This is a genomic window from Streptomyces sp. NPDC006711 (assembly GCF_042869775.1).
GTDB lineage: Bacteria > Actinomycetota > Actinomycetes > Streptomycetales > Streptomycetaceae > Streptomyces.
Map to the genome: position 1 here is coordinate 658165 of NZ_JBIAGO010000002.1, position 17709 is coordinate 675873.

The 17709-nt window shown below is 72.8% G+C and carries 17 protein-coding genes; 8 read left to right on the forward strand and 9 right to left on the reverse strand.

The window, feature by feature from the left end; all coding sequences use genetic code 11:
- Nucleotides 1-12 precede the first annotated feature (12 nt).
- The 5 genes from ACFYM2_RS06925 to ACFYM2_RS06945 all read right to left on the reverse strand — a co-directional run bounded on the left by ACFYM2_RS06925 (nt 13) and on the right by ACFYM2_RS06945 (nt 4480).
- On the reverse strand, nt 13-756 hold the full coding sequence (locus tag ACFYM2_RS06925) for an amino acid ABC transporter ATP-binding protein (protein WP_350233452.1): 744 nt from the start codon (nt 754-756) through the stop codon (nt 13-15).
- A 398-nt stretch (nt 757-1154) separates the two neighbouring features.
- Entirely contained in the window at nt 1155-1580 is a 426-nt protein-coding gene (locus ACFYM2_RS06930) for a DUF6278 family protein (RefSeq protein ID WP_350233451.1), read from the reverse strand.
- Between the two features lie 87 nt (nt 1581-1667).
- Entirely contained in the window at nt 1668-2447 is a 780-nt protein-coding gene (locus ACFYM2_RS06935) for an exodeoxyribonuclease III (protein WP_359001856.1), read from the reverse strand.
- A gap of 30 nt (nt 2448-2477) precedes the next feature.
- On the reverse strand, nt 2478-3116 hold the full coding sequence (locus ACFYM2_RS06940) for an MBL fold metallo-hydrolase (RefSeq protein WP_388834005.1): 639 nt from the start codon (nt 3114-3116) through the stop codon (nt 2478-2480).
- 44 nt (nt 3117-3160) lie between these two features.
- Nucleotides 3161-4480: an alpha/beta fold hydrolase gene (locus tag ACFYM2_RS06945; protein WP_359001854.1), complete on the reverse strand. Its 1320-nt coding sequence runs from the start codon at nt 4478-4480 to the stop codon at nt 3161-3163.
- 256 nt (nt 4481-4736) lie between these two features.
- Here ACFYM2_RS06945 and ACFYM2_RS06950 point away from each other — a divergent pair, with 256 nt between their 5' ends.
- Entirely contained in the window at nt 4737-5198 is a 462-nt protein-coding gene (locus tag ACFYM2_RS06950) for a hypothetical protein (protein WP_388834007.1), read from the forward strand.
- A 152-nt stretch (nt 5199-5350) separates the two neighbouring features.
- Here ACFYM2_RS06950 and ACFYM2_RS06955 read toward each other — a convergent pair whose 3' ends face one another.
- The 3 genes from ACFYM2_RS06955 to ACFYM2_RS06965 form a co-directional block, all read right to left on the reverse strand.
- Entirely contained in the window at nt 5351-5938 is a 588-nt protein-coding gene (locus ACFYM2_RS06955) for a TetR/AcrR family transcriptional regulator (RefSeq protein ID WP_359001850.1), read from the reverse strand.
- Nucleotides 5939-6085: 147 nt separating this feature from the next.
- Nucleotides 6086-7480 (reverse strand): amidase, encoded by a 1395-nt coding sequence (locus ACFYM2_RS06960; protein WP_388834010.1) that lies wholly within the window; start codon nt 7478-7480, stop codon nt 6086-6088.
- On the reverse strand, nt 7467-7673 hold the full coding sequence (locus tag ACFYM2_RS06965) for a hypothetical protein (RefSeq protein ID WP_359001846.1): 207 nt from the start codon (nt 7671-7673) through the stop codon (nt 7467-7469). Before ACFYM2_RS06965 ends, ACFYM2_RS06960 begins: the two co-directional genes overlap by 14 nt.
- 232 nt (nt 7674-7905) lie before the next feature.
- Here ACFYM2_RS06965 and ACFYM2_RS06970 point away from each other — a divergent pair, with 232 nt between their 5' ends.
- On the forward strand, nt 7906-8841 hold the full coding sequence (locus ACFYM2_RS06970) for an MBL fold metallo-hydrolase (protein ID WP_388834013.1): 936 nt from the start codon (nt 7906-7908) through the stop codon (nt 8839-8841).
- A gap of 516 nt (nt 8842-9357) precedes the next feature.
- Entirely contained in the window at nt 9358-10110 is a 753-nt protein-coding gene (locus ACFYM2_RS06975; protein ID WP_388834015.1) for a TetR/AcrR family transcriptional regulator, read from the forward strand.
- Here ACFYM2_RS06975 and ACFYM2_RS06980 read toward each other — a convergent pair.
- On the reverse strand, nt 10079-12958 hold the full coding sequence (locus ACFYM2_RS06980) for a BREX system ATP-binding domain-containing protein (protein ID WP_359001840.1): 2880 nt from the start codon (nt 12956-12958) through the stop codon (nt 10079-10081). The two genes, ACFYM2_RS06975 and ACFYM2_RS06980, sit on opposite strands and share 32 nt — an antisense overlap.
- Nucleotides 12959-13413: 455 nt before the next feature.
- Between ACFYM2_RS06980 and ACFYM2_RS06985 the strand changes: the two genes are divergently transcribed.
- The 5 genes from ACFYM2_RS06985 (at nt 13414) to ACFYM2_RS07005 (ending at nt 17369) form a co-directional block, all read left to right on the forward strand.
- A complete protein-coding gene (locus ACFYM2_RS06985; protein ID WP_359001839.1) occupies nt 13414-13899 on the forward strand; it encodes a hypothetical protein in 486 nt (161 codons plus the stop codon).
- Nucleotides 13896-14639 carry a thioesterase II family protein gene (locus tag ACFYM2_RS06990; protein WP_388460477.1) on the forward strand — a complete coding sequence of 248 codons (744 nt, stop codon included), beginning with the start codon at nt 13896-13898 and terminating at the stop codon, nt 14637-14639. Before ACFYM2_RS06985 ends, ACFYM2_RS06990 begins: the two co-directional genes overlap by 4 nt.
- A gap of 122 nt (nt 14640-14761) precedes the next feature.
- On the forward strand, nt 14762-15652 hold the full coding sequence (locus tag ACFYM2_RS06995) for a class I SAM-dependent methyltransferase (RefSeq protein ID WP_388834018.1): 891 nt from the start codon (nt 14762-14764) through the stop codon (nt 15650-15652).
- 377 nt (nt 15653-16029) lie between these two features.
- Nucleotides 16030-16857, forward strand: coding sequence for a BTAD domain-containing putative transcriptional regulator (locus ACFYM2_RS07000; protein ID WP_388460473.1), 828 nt, complete (start codon nt 16030-16032; stop codon nt 16855-16857).
- A 47-nt stretch (nt 16858-16904) separates the two neighbouring features.
- Nucleotides 16905-17369 carry a group II truncated hemoglobin gene (locus tag ACFYM2_RS07005; protein ID WP_359001833.1) on the forward strand — a complete coding sequence of 155 codons (465 nt, stop codon included), beginning with the start codon at nt 16905-16907 and terminating at the stop codon, nt 17367-17369.
- The last annotated feature ends 340 nt before the right edge of the window (nt 17370-17709 follow it).

Here is a 17709-nt window from a genome sequence, read left to right on the forward strand (position 1 = left end):
TACACCCCCCGTTCAGTGCTTGAGGATCTTGGAGAGGAAGTCCTTGGCCCGGTCGCTCTGCGGGTTGGTGAAGAAGTCGTCGGGGGTGCGGTCCTCGATGATGCGTCCGTCGGCCATGAACACGACGCGGTTGGCGGCGGACCGGGCGAAGCCCATCTCGTGGGTGACGACGACCATGGTCATGCCGTCGCGGGCGAGCTGCCGCATGACTTCGAGCACTTCGTTGATCATCTCGGGGTCGAGCGCCGATGTGGGCTCGTCGAAGAGCATGACCTTGGGGTCCATGGCGAGGGCGCGGGCGATGGCCACGCGCTGCTGCTGGCCGCCGGAGAGCTGGGCGGGCAGCTTCTGCGCCTGCGAGGCGAGGCCGACCCGCTCCAGGAGCTCGTGGGAGCGCTTGTCGGCCTCCTCCTTCTTGCGGCCGCGGACCTTCGTCTGGGCCAGCGAGACGTTGGCGAGGACGGACTTGTGCGCGAAGAGGTTGAAGGACTGGAAGACCATGCCCACTTCGGCGCGGAGCTGGGCCAGGCCCTTGCCCTCCGCCGGGAGCGGCCTGCCGTCGATCGCGATGGAGCCCGACTCGATCGTCTCCAGGCGGTTCATCGTCCGGCAGAGCGTCGATTTGCCCGAGCCGGACGGTCCGATGACCACCACCACCTCCCCGCGTCCGACGGTGAGATTGATGTCCTGGAGGACGTGCAACGCCCCGAAGTACTTGTTGACATCACGCAGCTCGATCAACGGATCGACGGCCATACGCTGTCCTGCCCATTCATCGCTGTGCCGAGGTCAGCGCAAACTATCCAGCCCGGTAAGGGACTTCACCTCGACACGCGCGAATAGGGCATAAACCGTATTTTGGCCACGCCGTCCCGCGCGGTCGCGCGGGCCGCGCCGGGGCGACGGGAGCGATTGGGGGACGGGAGCGGCCGGGGTAACGGGAGCGACCGGGGCGACGGGAGCGATTGGGGCGACGGGAGCGGCCGGGGTAAGGGGAGCGGCCGGAAACGGGAGCGACCGGGGCGACCGAGGCGGCCGGCGGTACGCTCGGCTCACGCCTCCGAGGCGGCCGGCGGCACGCTCGGCTCAGGCCTCCGAGACGGCCGGCGGCACGCCCGGCTCACGCCTCCGAGGCGGCCGGCGGTACGCTCGGCTCAGGCCTCCGAGGCCTCGGCGTAGATCTGGAACAGCTCGGGGGCGCCGGTCGCCGCCCAGGTCAGACCCGCGTCCACCACGTCGATCTCCCGGCCGGAGGCCAGGCGCACCACCGGCTGGCCGCTGGGCCACACGTCCCAGCTCGCGCCCGGGACGGTACGCACGATGACGGTGCCCAGATACAGGCCCGCGTCGTTGCCGAGCCAGGGCAGCTCCTCCGGGTCCTCGCGCCAGCGCGGGGTCAGCTGGTCGAGCGCGCCCAATGACGCCGGGGAGTCGTCGAGTTCGAGGCTGTTCTGCCAGGCCCTGGTGCGCAGCAGCTCGCACTCGGAAAGCACCTCCGCGACGCCCTGCGGGTCCTCCCGGTAGATCGCCGCCACGGATGTGGCCGGGTGCCGCCTTCGCCAGTTCTGGAGGAAGTTCATACGATCCACACTCCCATTTGAACGGTCAGTAGCACTACGGGGCACGCGGGACGGCGTGCGGGTGGCCCCGGGCGGCCGCGCCGTGCGCTACACCTCCAGGTCCACGACGACCGGCGCATGGTCGGAGGCGCCCTTGCCCTTGCGCTCCTCGCGGTCGACGTAGCTGTCCTTCACGGCCTTGGCGAACGGCTCGTTGCCGTAGACCAGGTCGATCCGCATGCCCCGGTTCTTGGGGAAGGCCAGCTGGCGGTAGTCCCAGTAGGTGTAGGGGCGGTCGTACTTGAGCGGGCGGGGCACCACGTCGGACAGGCCCGCCTCGCGCAGTGCGGCGAGCGCGGCGCGCTCCTCGGGGGTGACGTGGGTCAGCCCCTCGAAGACGGCCGGGTCGTAGACGTCCTCGTCGGTGGGGGCCACGTTGTAGTCGCCGAGCACCGCGAAGGGGCGCTCACCGGCGGCGTCCTCCGCGACGGCGGCCTTGAGGGCCGCGAACCAGCTCAGCTTGTACGCGTAGTGGTCGTGCGCGACCTCGCGGCCGTTGGGCACGTAGACCGACCAGAGCCGCACGCCCCCGCAGGTCGCCGAGATCGCGCGGGGCTCCTCGACACCCTCGTAGGCAGGGCCGCCCGGCAGGCCGAGCACGACGTCGTCGAGGCCGACCCGGGAGACCAGGGCCACCCCGTTCCACCGGCCGGTTGCGTTGACCGCGGACTCGTAGCCGAGCTCGCGCAGCTGGGCGGCGGGGAAACCCTCCACGGTGGTCTTGGTCTCCTGGACGCACAGGACATCAGTGCCGGTGCTCTCCAGCCAGGCCAGCAGACGGGGCAGCCGAGCGGTGATCGAGTTCACGTTCCAGGTGGCGATGCGCATGGATCCCAACCTACCGCCCGGCACTGACAGTCACAGCTGCGTCGAGTCCCCCGGTGTCAGGCGGGTGTGCTCGGCACCGCCGAGGGAGCCGATCTGGGAGTCGTAGATCGGCCGGGCGAGGTCGGTGAGCAGGGCGTCGTGGATGTCGATGGCGCGGCGCGGCTTGACCTCACGCACGTACTCGATCACCTCGGAGATCTTGTTCCAGGGAGCCATCACGGGCAGCATCAGGGTGTCCACGGGGTGATCGGGCACGGTGAGCGCGTCGCCGGGGTGGAAGAGCAAACCGTCCACCAGGAAGCCGATGTTGGTGATGCGCGGGATGTCGGGGTGGATCACCGCGTGCAGCTCGCCGTGGACCTGGAGGTCGAACCCGGCCGCCTCGAAGGCGTCACCGTGGCCGACGGTGTGGACGCGCCCGGGGAAGGCCGCCGAGATCTTCCCGGCGACGCTGCGCAGGGTCCAGATCTCGGCGCCCGGGTTGGCCTCGAGGCCTGCTCGCAGCCGCTCCTCGTCGAAGTGGTCCGGGTGCTCGTGGGTGACCAGGATGGCGTCGGCGCCCACGGCCGCGTCGCGCTCGCTGAAGGCGCCCGGGTCGATGACGAGGGTCCGGCCGTCCTTGTGCAGCCGGACACAGGCGTGGGATTTCTTGGTCAGCTTCAGGCTCATCCCTCCATCCTGCTCCCGGCCCGGCCGACGGACACGGAATCAGGTCATCCGCGCGGCGTGGTCTCCTCCCTGATCACCGCGCCCGCGACCCGGAACGCGGCGCTCGCGGCGGGAACGCCGCAGTACACGCCGGTCTGGAGGAGCACTTCCTTGATCTCGTCGGGGGTGAGCCCGGCGCGCAGCGCGGCGCGGGTGTGCGCGGCGAGGTCGTCGAGGTGGCCGCCGGTGGCGAGTGCGGCGAGGGCCACCGCGGCGCGGGTGCGCCGGTCGAGCCCGTCGCGGGACCACACCTCGCCCCAGGCCTGGCGGGTGGTGAGCTCGTCGAAATCCTTGCCGAAGGCGTCGGCCCCGGCCGTCTCGGCGTCCACGTGGGCGTCGCCCAGGACCTCGCGCCGGATCCTCATGCCGCGCTCGTACGGGTCCGGGGGCGCGGCGGGGGCGGCGGGCGCGGCGGTCGCAGCCGGCTGAAGGGGGGCGGGGGCCGGGGCGACCGCGTCGGCCGGGACCTCCGGCCCGGGCGGGGCGGGCGCCGGCGCCGAGGGCGCGGTCGCGGCGGGCGGGGTCACGAGGCCGGTCAGGGTCTCCTGCCGGGCCGTCGAGAAGTGGCGTACGAGCAGGTCGGTGACGGCGGCGGGCTGCTCGACCGGGGCGAGGTGGGAGGCGCCGGGCACCACGGCGAGGCCCGCGCCGGGGATGCCCGCGACCAGGGTGCGCGCCTCGCCCGGCCCGGTCACCCGGTCCTCGGCGCCGACCAGGGCGAGCGTGGGTACGGTGATGCGGCCCAGCTCGCCGCGGATGTCGAAGGCGGCGAGCGCTTCGCAGGCCGCGATGTAGCAGGCCGGGTCGGTGGTGCGGACCATCTGCACGGCCCACTCCACGATGGCGGGCTGGGCGGCGGCGTAGGCGGGGGTGAACCAGCGCTCGGGCGCGGAGCGCGCCATCGGCTCCATGCCGTTGGCCCGCACGATCACCCCGCGCTGGCGGTATTCGTCGGCGGTGCCGAACCGGGGCGAGGCCGCGACCATGGCCAGCGAGGAGACCCGGTGCGGATGGCGCAGGGCCAGATCGGCGCCGATCGCGCCGCCGATGGAGCACCCGGCGTAGCCGAAGCGCTGGACGCCGAGCCCGTCAAGAGTGGCGATCAGCCGGTCCCCGAGCTCGGCCACGGAGTGCGCGGGCTGAGCGGGCGCCCCACCGTGCCCGGGCAGATCGAACCGCACCACCCGCCAGGCGCCGGCGAGCTCGGGTATCTGACGATCCCACATGTGCCAGGTCGTCCCGAGGGAGGGGCCGATGACCAGGACAGGAGCGTCCTCCGGCCCGTCGACGCGGTATTGCAGGGTGCTCTGTGGTGTCTCGCTCACCCGCCCGACCCTCTCATCCGTCACGAAGAGTCACATCGCCGGGGTGAACCCATCGGGTCCTGGCCCGGGGGAGCCGCCGTGGCAACGCCGGGTGGGCGCCCGCCCCTACCCGCCCGCCATCAGCAGCAGGGCTACGAGTCAGCATCCGTCTGCGGCATCCGACTCCGTAGGCTCAGCGGGTGGAGCGCGTGCCTCATGCCTGCCCCACCGCCGCACCCCCGCGCAGGCCCTCCCCGTTGGAGGGGATTGGACGACGATGCTGACGACGCCGCCCGGCCGAAGCGCCGCCCTGTCCGGCACGGCTCTCCTATGCCTCCTGGCCCTGGCCGCCTGCGGCGAGGGCGTCGACCACCCCGAGGCGACCGCCCCCGCCGCCGCGCCCGGAACCTGCGACGAGAGCAAGCCCGGTGGGGCCGGCGCCTGGAAGCCGGTGCTCACCGAATTCCGCGCCTACCTGGAGGAATCGGGGCCCGTCGGCGTCAAGGACCACGTCAAGGACGCGCAGCTCCGCGACTGCCCCGGTGGAGACAGGGAGGCGAACGTCCTCACGGACTACGACCCCCACCTGGACGCCCCGAACGTGGACGCCGATACCAAGGAGAGGGCCGATCGCGTCGCCCACGCCTTCACCGAGTGGCGGGATCGGAAGTCGCACGACGAGGGGTGGGTGTACGTCGTCAACGGGGCGGTGGAAACCGTCACGAAGCGTGCCTGGTGATAGGCGGCCCACTTTCTCGACGCGCTTGAGCTGCGCACTCCTGCGGGAGCCGCACAAGGCGGTCCCACCGGTGGCGCCGTCCAGGGGCTCGTTTGGCTCTGGCGACGGCGGCGTCCAGGAACGCGCACCCACCTCGGCCCGGCGGCCAATTCCTAATCCTCGGCGCTGGCCCCCGCCGCCCGCACGCCGCTCAAGGCGTTCGTCACGAGATCGCGCGCGTACGCCGCGTCAAGGGGGCCGGGGCGGAAGAGGATGCGGTACATGATCGGGGCCACGACGCGGTCCATCAGCACTTCCGTCCCGGGGGCCGCCTCCCCCCGCCGTGCCGCACGGGTCACCACGGCGTCGATCTGCTCGGCGGCGTACGCCGAACACTGACCGGCGTGGGTGCCGTCGGGGTCGCCGAGCAGGGCGTCCCGGATGTAGGCGCGCCCCGGCGGCGAGGCCATCTCGTCGAGGAACTGTTCCGCCCACGCGTCCAGGTCGGCCCGCAGGCTTCCGAGGTCGGCCGGGTCCGTTTCCGGGCGCAGGCGTTCGACGGCCACGTCGGACAGGAGTTCCTGAAGGTCGCCCCAGCGCCGGTAGACCGTGGAGGGGGTCACACCGGCCCGGGTGGCCACCATGGGAACAGTGAGCGCCCCACGGCCCACCTCCCCCACGAGTTCACGGACTGCCGCATGGACGGATTCCTGCACGCGTGCGCTGCGCCCTCCGGGGCGGGCCATGGGCCTGGGACTCATGCCGTCCACCTTAATTTAATGCGAATCCATTGCTTCTCGGCGGTCGCGCCCGCGCGGGCCACCGCCGGGCAACGCGTACGTGGGCGGCCGAGCGCGGCGGACGCCCTTGCGGGGACGTAACCACAGGCCGCCGACCCGAACGCCCCCTCAGGCGGCGACCGGAGCGAGCCGTCCCGCGCCCGGCGTCGACTCCTCGTAGACCCGGCCCACCCGGAGCACCGTCGCGTCCCGGAAGGGGGCGGCCATCAGTTGCATGCCGATCGGCAATCCCGCCTCGCCGTGCGCGACCGGCAGCGTGAGGGCCGGAACACCGGTGATGTTGGCGGGCGCGCAGAGGCGGACGTAGCTGTCCGACACCGCTTCGGTCGTGCCATCGGCCCACTCCACGGTTTCCTGCCCCGCCGCGACGGCGGTCATCGGCGCCGTCGGCGCGGCGAGGACGTCGATCGTGTCGAACATCCGGGCCCAGGCGTCCCGCATCAGGGTGCGAGCCCGCTGGGCACGGAGGTAGTCGCCCGCGGAGGTGAGTTCGCCGGCTTCCAGCAGGACGCGTACGTCCGCCGCGTACAGGTCGGGGGCGGCCCGCAGCGACTGCTCGTGGTACGCGGTGGCCTCGGGAACCATCAGTCCCCACTGAACGGCCTGGATGTGTCGCGCCATCGGGATCTCGACGTCGACGAGCTCCGCCCCGAGCTCCGCGAGCCGCGCGATCGCGCCGCGCACGGCCTCCTCGACCTCGGGTGTGACCCGGTCGAAGTAGTGGTTGCGAGGCACGCCGATCCGCAGCCCTCGCAGGTCGTCTCCCTGCCAGGAGCGGTCCGGCGCGGGGCCGGCCACGCTCGCCGGGTCGCGCGGGTCGTGGCCCGCGATCGCCGCCAGCACCAGGGCAGCGTCCTGGACGGTGCGGGTGAGCGGGCCCACGTGGTCCAGGGACCACGACAGCGAGGTAACGCCGGTGCGGGGAACCAGGCCGTAGGTCGGCTTGAGGCCCACCACGCCGTTCAGAGCCGCCGGGACCCGGATGGAACCGCCGGTGTCCGTCCCCAGGGCGAACGTCGCCGCGCCTGCGGCGACGGCCACCGCCGAGCCGCCGCTCGACCCGCCCGCGACCCGGTCGCGGTTCCAGGCGTTGGCGGTCTGCGGAGTCGTCAGGCCGTAGGCGAACTCGTGCGTGTGCGTCTTGCCGAGGAGGACGGCTCCGGCGGCGCCGAGCCGTTCGGCCACCCGGCTGTCGCGTTCCGCCACGTGCCCGGCCCGGACCCGCGAACTCGCCGTAGTGGGCAGCCCGGCCGCGTCGATCAGGTCCTTGAGCGCCATGGGGATCCCGTGCAGCGGCCCGCGCGGTCCGCCGGCGGCGATCTCCCGTTCGGCGCGGGCCGCCGCCGCCCGTGCCCCATCGGCCGCGACGGTGACGTACGCCCCCAACTCGCCGTCCACAGCGTCGAGTTGGGCCAGCACCGACGCGGTGAGTTCGACGGGTGACAGCTCGCGTGCGCGCACCGCGCGGGACGCCTCGGTCAGCGACAGCTCAAAGGGTCGCATCGGCGTTCCCCTGTCCGGCCCGGTAGGCGGACGCGGGAGGGGTCTCCCCGAAATCGAGTTCGCGCAACGTGCTGATCACGGAGTGGATGTGACGGGCCGTCATGGCCACCGCCTCGTGTCGGTTGTCATCGAGGGGAAGCCCCGCGCGCAGCGCCCATCGGGCTGCTTCTTGGGGGGTGGGTCCGCCGGTCATGGTGTCCTTCCGGTTCGGGTGGGTGCGGCAGGGCAGGGCCGTCCCGACCCCGCCGCTCACCGCAAAAGCGAATCGTTTGCTTTAGAGGACCGTAGGGCTTACGGTGGCTAAACGCAAACCGATTGCTTTTACGCCGGGGGAGGCCGCCCCGCCGCCCACCGCCCCACCACCCACGGCCCCATCACCCCGCTGCCCCACCACCCCGCCGCCCCAACACGTAAGGAAACCAACCGTGTTCACCTCGCCGCAGCCGACCGGGTCCATCCCCTCCCCCGCCGCTTCCTGGGCCGTGGGCGACCACACCGTACGGCGCATCGACGAAGTGGCCCTGTCCGCTCCGACGGGTGCGTGGCTGCTGCCAGGGGCAACCGCCGACCTCGTGGGCCGGACCCCTTGGCTGAGCCCTGAGTTCGCCGACGCCCAGGGCGTCCTGCGCCTGGCGAGCCACAGCTTCGCCGTCGAGGTGGACGGCATGCGGGTCCTGGTGGACACCGGCATCGGAAACGGAAAGCCGCGCGCCAATCCCGCCTGGCACAACCTGAACAGCGACTACGAAGCGCGGCTACGGGCGGCCGGCTTCGCGCCGGAGAGCGTCGACCTCGTGATCCTGACCCACCTCCACGCCGACCATGTGGGGTGGAACACCCGTGCCGAGGGCGGAAGTTGGGTGCCGACGTTCCCGAACGCGCGTCATCTCGTGTCGCGCGCCGAGTGGGACTACTGGGCCGGCGTCGACATGGAGGAGGCACGTCGGCAGATGTTCCGGGACTCGGTCCACCCCGTACGAGAAGCGGGCCTGTTCGACGTCGTCGACGTCGCGGACGAGGGCACGGCCGTCGCGCCGGGCATCCGGCTGCTCCCCACCCCGGGCCACACGCCGGGCCAGGTGGCGGTGGAACTGAGCAGCCGCGGCGAGAGGGCGCTGGTCACCGGAGACAGCATCCACCACCCGGTACAGATGGCGCACCCGGAGCTGTGCAGCTGCGTGGACATCGCCCCCGAACTCGCGGCCAGGACCCGGAACCGGGTGCTCGGCGCACTGGCCGGCACGTCGACTCTCCTGCTCGGCAGCCACTTCCCGCCGCCGACCGCCGGGCATGTACGGCGCGACGACGGCGGGTACCGACTGGTCCCGGCCCCCTTGAGCGCCACGCCCCTCGGCGGCTGAGGCGGACTGGAGCACCTGGTGCGTGCCCGACACCACGGCCTTGCGGTATGTGCCGGACAAGCACATCCCTGGGGTACGTGCCGGACACCACGCCCGCCCGGTACATGTCCCACACCGTGCCCGCCCGGTACATGCCGGGCGCCGCGCACCCATCCATACGCCCTCCCGCGCCGGTGAATTCGAGCCGCGTACGGCGCTCGGTCCTCGGCCACGCGCCCCCTGGCGGCGATGGCGCGTCGCCGGGGCCGTAGGGCGGGCACGGCGCGGGGCGCGCGGGGCGGTTCGGAGCCGGACCGGGGCGGGTTCACGCACCAGGGGGGCCGTCGGCGGGCGGTGGGCGCGGGGATCGGCGGGGCTGGGAGCGGGGGCGGCGCGGCCGGGCGCGGGACGGTGGCTCGCGGCCGGTGAGATGCGCGGAAACACGACAGTCATGTTTCGTGAGCTCTTTTTCCGTACCGGAGCCCGCCGGGTTGCGAGAAGATGGCGCTTCCCAAGCCCCCGACCCCGGAGCGAGCGATGCAGCCGCTGACGCGTCCGCACATCGTGGCGGCGGGACTGCGTCTGCTGGAGCGTGAGGGCGCGGCCGGCCTCAGTATGCGCAAGCTCGCGGACGAGCTCGGCAAGGCCCCGGCCTCCGTCTACAAACACGTCAGCGACAAGCGGGAGTTGATGTCCCTGCTGTTCGACGAGGTGTCCCGGCGGATCGAGCTGCCGGGCCCGGGCGACGACCCACGCTCGGCCATCATGGCGGCGGCGCAGAGCGCGCACCGCGTCCTGGAGGCGCACGGCTGGATCGCCACCGGGATGATCGACGGCCCCCTCCTCGGCGTCACGTCGATGCGGCTTTCCGAGTTCATCCTGGACGCACTCGTACGCAAGGGGATGAGCGATGTGCGGGCCGCGCGCCTCCAAGTCGCCATCTGGGAGTACCTGGTGGGACATCTGGTGGCCGCCCGGGCCGGGGCGCAGGTCCCCTTTCCGCGCCCGGAGGCGGGCGGGGAGGACGCCGAGGACTATCCGACCGTACGCCGCGTCGCCCCGCTCGTGGCCGAGATGAGCGACCAGGAGCGGTTCGACGCGGGGCTACGGGTCCTGCTCGACGGGGTGTTCACGGAGCCCGACCCGACGCACACCTCGGACACCCCCCACGACCACCCGCCCGCGGGCGCGGACCCGCCGTCCGTCAGTCAGTCCACGTCCGGCACCCGGCCTACGTCCGTCGGCCAGTCCACGCCCGTCAGCCGGTCCGCAGCTGATGTGGCGGGGTGAGCGCGGGGCGGACCGGCCGCAGCAGCACCGGGGGCGCCGCGGACTCCTCCTCGGGCGGGAAGTACTTGGCCAGCTCGTGCCGCCTGCTGATCCGCAACTTGCGGTAGGAGTGGGTGAGATGGGACTCGATGTTGCGCAGACTCACCTTGAGCAGACGCGCGATGTCGCGGTTGCTCATCCCGCGCGCCGCCAGCTCCGAGACCTGCCGCTCGGTCGGAGTGAGCAGCGACTCGGCGGAGTCCTTGCGCGGATCGGGCCGGCCGCCCGCGTACCGCAGCTCCCACTGCACCGCCTCCACGAGCCCGTCGGCGCCGAGCGAGATGGCCATCTCGTTGGCGCGGTGCAGCAGTTCGCGGGTGCGCCGGGTTTTGCCGGCCTGCCGGTGGGCCCGCCCCGCCTCGTACAGCGCGTGGGCGAACAGCAGGGGCGTGGGGGACGGTTCGAGGATGTCCAGGGCCTGCCCGGCGAGGTGCAGCGCCTCGCACCCCGAGCTCGCGGCGGCCTCCGCGACCAGGGCGCGGCCGAGGGCGAAGGGCGCGTTCCAGCGGCGGGCGAGCTCGCTCTCCTCGCGTGCGGCGCGCCGGGCCGCGACCACGTTGCGCTGTGCCAGCAGAAGCGCGGACCGGGTGGAACGCCAGGGCAGGACGGCGGGGTTGACGATGCCCCTGCGGGCCAGCTCCTCCTCGCACTGGGCGATCAGGGCGAGCCCGCGCGGAACCTGGCCGAGCCGGCCGAGTGCGCGCCCCGCGCTGTGCAGGAGGTACAGCCGCCACCAGGTGCGGGGCTGCTCACCCGCGAGCGGCGGAGCCCCGTCGAGCAGGGCGCTGGCCGCGGCGATGTCGTCCTTCTCCAGGGCCACATCGATGAGGACGCTGCGGGCCAGCGCGCCCACATGGTGGCGCGCCGCGCGGATCCGGGTGAGCAGGTCGAGCGACTGGCACGCGTCGTCCTCGGCGTCCGCGAGCAGCCCCCGGTGCAGCTGGACCAGCGCGCGTACGGCCAGGGCCTCGGCGATCCGGGTCACCACGCCCGAGGCGCGGGCCAGCCGCACCTCGGTGTCCATGTGCCGGTGCGCCTCGTCCACGTCGCCCGACCACAGCAGGGCGAGCAGCGCGTGGTACCAGGTGGAGGAGCCGTACGGCGCGCGGGGCACGGTCAGGGACCGGTTGGCGATGCGCCAGGCGGCCCGGGCCGAGTCGCCCGCCGCGGTGCGCAGCAGCAGCACCCGTTCGAGCCGGTCCTCCCGGCCGCCCCAGTCCTGCGCGCGGTAGGTGCCCTCGTGGAGCCGGACATGGGTGAGCCTGCGCCGCAGGCGGCCGGCCAAGGAGGGATCGCCCGGGCCGGCTTCGGCCCGGGCCTTCTCCAGCACCTCGCGCGCTCCGGCGAGTTCGTCCAGGCGCAGCAGGATGTCGGAGAGCCGCAGCGATTCGCGCAGCCGTTCCTCGGGGCGCAGGGGCCCGGCGACGTGGGCGCTGAGCGCGCGGGCGGCGGCCGGCAGATCGAGGGCGGTGAGCGCCTGGACGCGCATCCCCTCGGCGCGGACGGCCAGGTCGTCGGGTACGCCGTGCAGGACGGCCTTCTCGATCAGCCGCCTGGCCCGTGCGGGGTCGCGCCCGATCATGCCCTGCGCGGCGTCGAGGAGCAGCCGGACCATCCACGGCTCGTCGAGCCGGTGGGAGCGCAGCAGATGCGCGGAGACGTCCTCGGGCGGCGCGCCCCTGCGCCGCATGAACCGGGCGGCCAGCAGGTGGAGTTCGGCGCGCTCGGCGCACGGGATGTCCTGATAGAGGAGTTCCGAGAGCAGGGGGTGGCGGAACTTCTTGTCGTGGCGGCACAGCAGCCCCGACTCGGCGAGCCGCGACAGGCTGCGGCAGGCCTCCTCGGTCGGCACCCCGCACAGGTCGGAGAGGAGGGCCGGGTCCAGGGGCGTGCCGAGGGTGCTGGCCGCCCGGGCGATCTTGAGGCAGTGGGGATCGAGGCGGCGGAGCATGCACAGGATGCGCTCCTTGACCCCCTGGAGGTGCACGCGTTCGTCCTGCGGGTGCGGCGGTGACGGTTCGGCGGCGGTGTCGTCGGCGGCCTGCCCCGGTCCGTCGTGGGGCGCGTCGCCGGGGCCCGGGGACGCGGTGCGTATCTGCTCGGCCGGTACGTGGCGTATCTGCTCGGTCAGCAGATACGGGTTGCCGCCCGCGCCCGCGACCAGCGCGCCCACCGCCTCGTGGTCGTGGCCGCACAGCGCGGCGGCCAGATCGGACGCGGCGCTGGGGCTCAGATCGTTCAGGTGGATGTGGCGGTCGGGCCGGATGCCCTCCATGAACTCGACCAGCAGATGCTGGTCGCTGGCCGTCTCGCCGCAGCGTTTGGTGGCGAGCAACACCACGGGCAGGTTGGCCAGGCGGCGGCTGAGGAAGCCGAGCCACAGCAGGGACTCACGGTCGGCGTGCTGAAGGGAGTCGACGGTCAAAAGGATCGGGGAGCACCGGGCCGCCCGGCCGACGCCCGCGCACAACTCCGCGAGCAGCGCGTAGTCGTGCCCGGTCCGGCCGCCGTCGCTGTCGGTGGAGGTGGCCAGGGCGCGCTCCCAGCCCTGCGCCGTCTGCGGCAGGGTGGCCAGAAGCTGGTGCACGATGCCCAGCGAGAAATGCCGCTCGACGGGGGACGCGGTGGCGGAGAGTACGACCATTCCCTTCTCGCGGGCCCTGGCCTCGGCCCAGCGCAGCAGAGCGGTCTTTCCCGTCCCGATCATTCCCTCCATCAGCGAGACCGCGCCGGCTCCCGCTACCGCGGAATCGAGCATCTCATTGATGATCTTGAATTCTTCGCTCCTGCCGAACAGCTCCTGGGGCATCGCCCTACATCTCCTGCCTGAACAGTGAATGACTGGACGACGCAGCGGGTCCGGTAAAACGTGTCCGAACCAGCGTCGTCAAGGCCGCTTTCCGGCCACTGCCAGGCCACCCGCGCCCTGGCAGAAAGAGCTTCTTCGGACAATGGTGACGGTGAATTCGAGTCCCCCCGCTACGCCCACCGACCGCTGGTGAACGGTGTACACCTATGACGCGTCCAGACGCTAGCACGGCCTCTGCTCCCTAGGCAGGACGCCTTCCGGCCGAAGGAATCGACGCGTGTTCCATCGGTCATTCCTTCGGCCCCACCGTATTGATGTGCACAGGTACCGCAGGGGTACGGTCTGCGCGGCATTGCGAAGGTCGCAGGCGGCGTGCCCGGAAAACGCTCATCCGGATACCGCCGAATTGGCCCCGCGACCCAATGGCGAAATCTGACGGAAGGATGGGTGCTCGCGTGACCGCGACCAGTGAGGAGTTTCGCCCGTTATGGGAAACCCGCCGGGCCAGGCCGCCCGCGGTTTCCACCTCGTCGGGGGGCGGCCGCACCGAGCAGTTCCTGCTGACCCTGACGGGCCTGTTGCCCCTGGTGTACGAGCAGGCCTGGCAGACGGTGCTCGGCTCCGGCTTCCACCTCCAGGTCATCGACTGGCGGGCCACCCGCCCCGCCGTTCAGGACGTCCGCCTCGCCGAGCGCCTTGCCCAGGAGGCCGCCGCGTGGCCGCCGTTGGGCCAGGGGCCCAAGACGCGCGCCACGCTCATCCGGCGCGACGACCGCACCTGGTCCTTCGCCTGGCGCTATCCGCGGGAGCTGATGGACCGCGCGGCGGGCCTCGCGCTGCTGGATCAGGCCACCGAGGCGTACGCGGTCCTGCTGCGCGGCGGCACCCCGGGGCGCGGACAGGACGCGGACAGGCCGCTTGCCGGGAGGGTGAACCGATGAGTGACGAGAATTCGGTACGGCTCTTCTGCTTCCCCTTCGAAGGGGTGTCGGCCGGCGTGTATCTGCCGTGGACGCGGATCACCGGCGGCTCACTGGTGATCACACCCGTCGAACTGCCCGGCCGGGGACACCATCCGCGCGCAAGACCCTGCCGTGATCTGGAGGCGCTGCTGGCCGAGATCATGCCGTACGTGGCCCGCATGTGCGACCGGCCGTTCGCGCTGTACGGGCACGGCTTCGGCGCCCTGCTCGCCTACGAGACAGCCGCCCGGCTGGAATGGGAGCACGACGCGGTGGCCGAACGGCTGTACGTGTCGGGTACCGGCATCCCGCACCGGACCGCGCCGGAGCGGGCGGTGGGCCATCTGCCGGACGCGGCCATGACCGGCAGGCTCCGCGACCGGGGCCGGATGCCCCCGCTCGCCCGCGACCCGCGACGGGCGGCCCGCACGCTGGGCGCGCTGCGCGCGGACCTCACCGTCATGGAGGCCTACCGGCGCGACCCGCGCCACATCCTGCACTGCCCCGTCACCGCGATGGGCGGAGTGCGCGATCGCGGCCTGAGCGGGGCGGACCTGAGCGGCTGGCGCCGGTGCACCCGGCGTGCTTTGCGCGTGGAGATGTTCCCCGGGGACTACTACTTCCCCATCACCGCGCAGCAGGAGCTCCTGGAGACCTTCGGGCGGGATCTGATCCGTCCGGCGGCCGCCCGGCGCCTGCTGTCGGTCGCCGGATACTGACCCGCATACCGACCCGCCGGACACCGACCCAAAGGGGCGCCCCGGCCGCCCGGTTCCCGAATCGGCAACAAGAATTGCGCGGGCTCCGCGGCGTCCACATCCTGGCCGCTGGAGGTGACCGTATGACACCCACTTACCGCGCCCAGGGGCTCGACGACGAGGCCCGGGGCGCCGAGCCGGAGCACGACGCGGAACCGCTCTCCGGTTTCCTTGCCGAGGCGTCGCACTGGCTGCGTGAACTGCTCGGACCCAAGGACCGGGTCACGGCGGCGGTCCGCCGGATCCTCGACATCGGCAGCGGGCCCGGCGCGGCCTCCTGCCAGCTGGCCCGCGTCTTCCCGCAGGCGGACGTCGTCGCCGTGGACCGGTCCGCGGAGCGCCTTGCCCAGGCCGAGATCCGCGCCGCCGAGTGCGGCCTGGGCGGGCGCGTCACCACACGGCGCGCCCAACTCCCGGAGGAATTCAGCGCGTTGGGGCCCGCCGATGTGATCTGGACCGGCAACGTCTGCCGGCATCTGGGCGATCAGCAGGCCGCGCTGCGGAGCCTCGCGTCCGCGCTGCGCCCCGGGGGCATGCTCGCCGTCGCCGAACGCGGCCTCGCTCCGCGCTTCCTGCCCCGCGACATCGGCATCGGAAAGCCCGGCCTCCAGACCCGCCTCGACGCGGCCCTCGATGAGCGCTACACCGCCCGAAGAGCCGGGCTGCCGGGCGTCACGTCCGTGATCGAGGACTGGCCGTGCATGCTGGCGTCCGCCGGACTCGTCCCCACCGGCAGCCGCAGCTTCCTCATCGACCTGCCCGCCCCGCTCGGTCTGACCGCGCGCCGGCACCTGCACACCCGGTTGCGCCGCATCCTGGAGGAACTGGGCGACGAGCTCGACCTCGTCGACCGCCTGACCCTGGAACAGCTCCTGGACGGAGATGCCTGTACGGGCATCCTGTGGCGCCCCGACGCCTTCTACCTCTCGGCGGTCACCGTGCACACGGCCCGCCTGTGCCGCGCCCGGGACTGACCCGCCCCTCACCCGGCCGCCGGTCCCCCCACTCTCCCCCACCGCGCACCCCACGGCGCGTCCGTGTGCGCGGCGCCCGCATGTCCCGGCGCCGCCCGCAGGGCTCTGCCCCGGTGCGCGAAGGCCGCGCCCCGTGCCCTGCGGCACCCATCTCCCGGCAGCGGCAGCGCAGTTCAGGCGGCCCGTGGCGCTCACGCCACGGGCCGCCTCGGTGTGCCCGCGCGACCGTAGGGCGACCGCGGCCACAGATGCTTCGGTCAGTCCTGCGGTCGCACCGTATTGAGGGGGCCCCGCCCGCACTCCTACCGTCCTTCCCAAGCGGCCCCCCCGGCGACGACGGGGCGCCGGACAGGATGCGAGCGAGCGACGGAGGACGCGTGAAGATACGGATTCTTGGCCCGCTGCACGCCGAGACGGACGGCGTTCCCGTCGCCCCCACGGCAGCCAAGACGCGGCAGGTCCTGGCCCTCCTCGCGCTCCGCGCCGGACAGCTCGTCCCCGTGGACGTCCTGCGGGACGAGCTGTGGGGGCCGGTGCCGCCGCGCAGCGCGCACGCCACGTTCCAGACGTACATCCTGCGGCTGCGCCGCGCCCTTGCCGAGGGTCTTGGCGGCTCGGAAGGACCGGCGAAGGCCCGTCGGCTCCTGTGCACCGGACACGGCGGCTATCTGCTGCGCGTCGCCGAGCAGGACGTGGACGCCTTCGCCTTCCAGCGGGCCGCACGGGCGGGCCACGCGGCCTTCACTGACGGTGACGACGAGGCGGCGTCCCGGCTGCTGCGCCAGGCCCTGGCACTGTGGCGAGGACCCGCGCTCGTGGACGTACCGGCCAAATCCGCGCTGCGAATCCACGCGGCGGCCCTCGAGGAGAGCCGGACGCTCGCCACCGAGCGGTGCATCGACGCCGAGCTCCGGCTCGGCCGGCACGCCGAACTCCTCGCGGAGCTCGTGCAGTTGACGGAGCGTCACCCCGCCAATGAGCGGCTGCATGCGCAGGCCATGGTGGCGTTCTACCGCTCGGGGCGCCAGTCCGCCGCCCTCGGCCTCTACCGCAGGCTGCGCCGGGGCCTGATCGAAGAGCTCGGCCTTGAGCCGGCACCACAACTCCAGCGTCTGCACCAGGCGATGCTCACGGTCGACCCCCGGCTCGACACCGACGCACGGGGCGGCCCGCCCACGCCGGCCTTCGACCTGTACGCGGCCTGAGCACGCCGCACCACGGACAGCGAGCACCCACAGAAGAGGTGACCGAAGTGACGGACCGGATACCCACCCTGTACGAACGCATCGGCGGCGCCGAGGCGTTGGAACGCCTCACCGAGGAGTTCTACCGGCGCGTACGCAAGGACGAGATGCTGGCCCCGCTCTTCCAGTACATGGAGGACGACCACCCCCAGCACGTCGCGACCTTCCTCGCCGAGGTCCTTGGCGGACCCGAGGCCTACACCGAACACCACGGCGGCTACCCGCACATGGTCTCGCGCCACCGGGGCCGGTCCATCAAGCCGGAGCAGCGCGCACGGTGGGTGGAGCTGATGCTGGAGGCCATGGATGTCGTGGGCCTTCCCGAGGACGCCGAGTTCCGCTCCGCGTTCGTCGCCTACATCGAGTTCGGCTCGCGCCGTGCGATGGCCAACTCCCAGCGCGGCGCGGCCCCTTCGAGCCGTACGACCATCAAGAAGTGGGGCTGGGGCGAGGCCCTGCCCGGCGAGGACTGACCCGGTGGCGCAAGCACGCGGGCGGCTTCGCCGGATCCCGCCCACGTGTCCCTGGTTCGGCAACAAAGATTGTCGCTCCGCCACGCTCGGTTCCAGCATGGGGACCGCTGGTCACCACCGTCCTCAGGCGGACAGCGACGCAGGCGTCCGTGCCACCCGGACGGCCGCGGCGGGAGCCATGTGGCGCCGCTCCCCGCACGCCCGGCCGACCGGCGCCCGGTCGCCCTGATCCGCCCGAACCATCCGAACAAGGAGTTCGCCCATGCGTTTGACCCCCTCTGTGCCGGTGCACAGCGGCTCCGCGCCGACCCGATTCGCGTACGTACCCGCCGGCCGGCGG

Bases quoted from the DNA above. Each gene is read 5' to 3' on its own strand.
- ACFYM2_RS06925 (WP_350233452.1), bottom strand. From the start codon at position 756: ATGGCCGTCGATCCGTTGATCGAGCTGCGTGATGTCAACAAGTACTTC.
- ACFYM2_RS06930 (WP_350233451.1), bottom strand. From the start codon at position 1,580: ATGAACTTCCTCCAGAACTGGCGAAGGCGGCACCCGGCCACATCCGTG.
- ACFYM2_RS06935 (WP_359001856.1), bottom strand. From the start codon at position 2,447: ATGCGCATCGCCACCTGGAACGTGAACTCGATCACCGCTCGGCTGCCC.
- ACFYM2_RS06940 (WP_388834005.1), bottom strand. From the start codon at position 3,116: ATGAGCCTGAAGCTGACCAAGAAATCCCACGCCTGTGTCCGGCTGCAC.
- ACFYM2_RS06950 (WP_388834007.1), top strand. From the start codon at position 4,737: ATGCTGACGACGCCGCCCGGCCGAAGCGCCGCCCTGTCCGGCACGGCT.
- ACFYM2_RS06955 (WP_359001850.1), bottom strand. From the start codon at position 5,938: ATGAGTCCCAGGCCCATGGCCCGCCCCGGAGGGCGCAGCGCACGCGTG.
- ACFYM2_RS06960 (WP_388834010.1), bottom strand. From the start codon at position 7,480: ATGCGACCCTTTGAGCTGTCGCTGACCGAGGCGTCCCGCGCGGTGCGC.
- ACFYM2_RS06965 (WP_359001846.1), bottom strand. From the start codon at position 7,673: ATGACCGGCGGACCCACCCCCCAAGAAGCAGCCCGATGGGCGCTGCGC.
- ACFYM2_RS06975 (WP_388834015.1), top strand. From the start codon at position 9,358: ATGCAGCCGCTGACGCGTCCGCACATCGTGGCGGCGGGACTGCGTCTG.
- ACFYM2_RS06980 (WP_359001840.1), bottom strand. From the start codon at position 12,958: ATGCCCCAGGAGCTGTTCGGCAGGAGCGAAGAATTCAAGATCATCAAT.
- ACFYM2_RS06990 (WP_388460477.1), top strand. From the start codon at position 13,896: ATGAGTGACGAGAATTCGGTACGGCTCTTCTGCTTCCCCTTCGAAGGG.
- ACFYM2_RS06995 (WP_388834018.1), top strand. From the start codon at position 14,762: ATGACACCCACTTACCGCGCCCAGGGGCTCGACGACGAGGCCCGGGGC.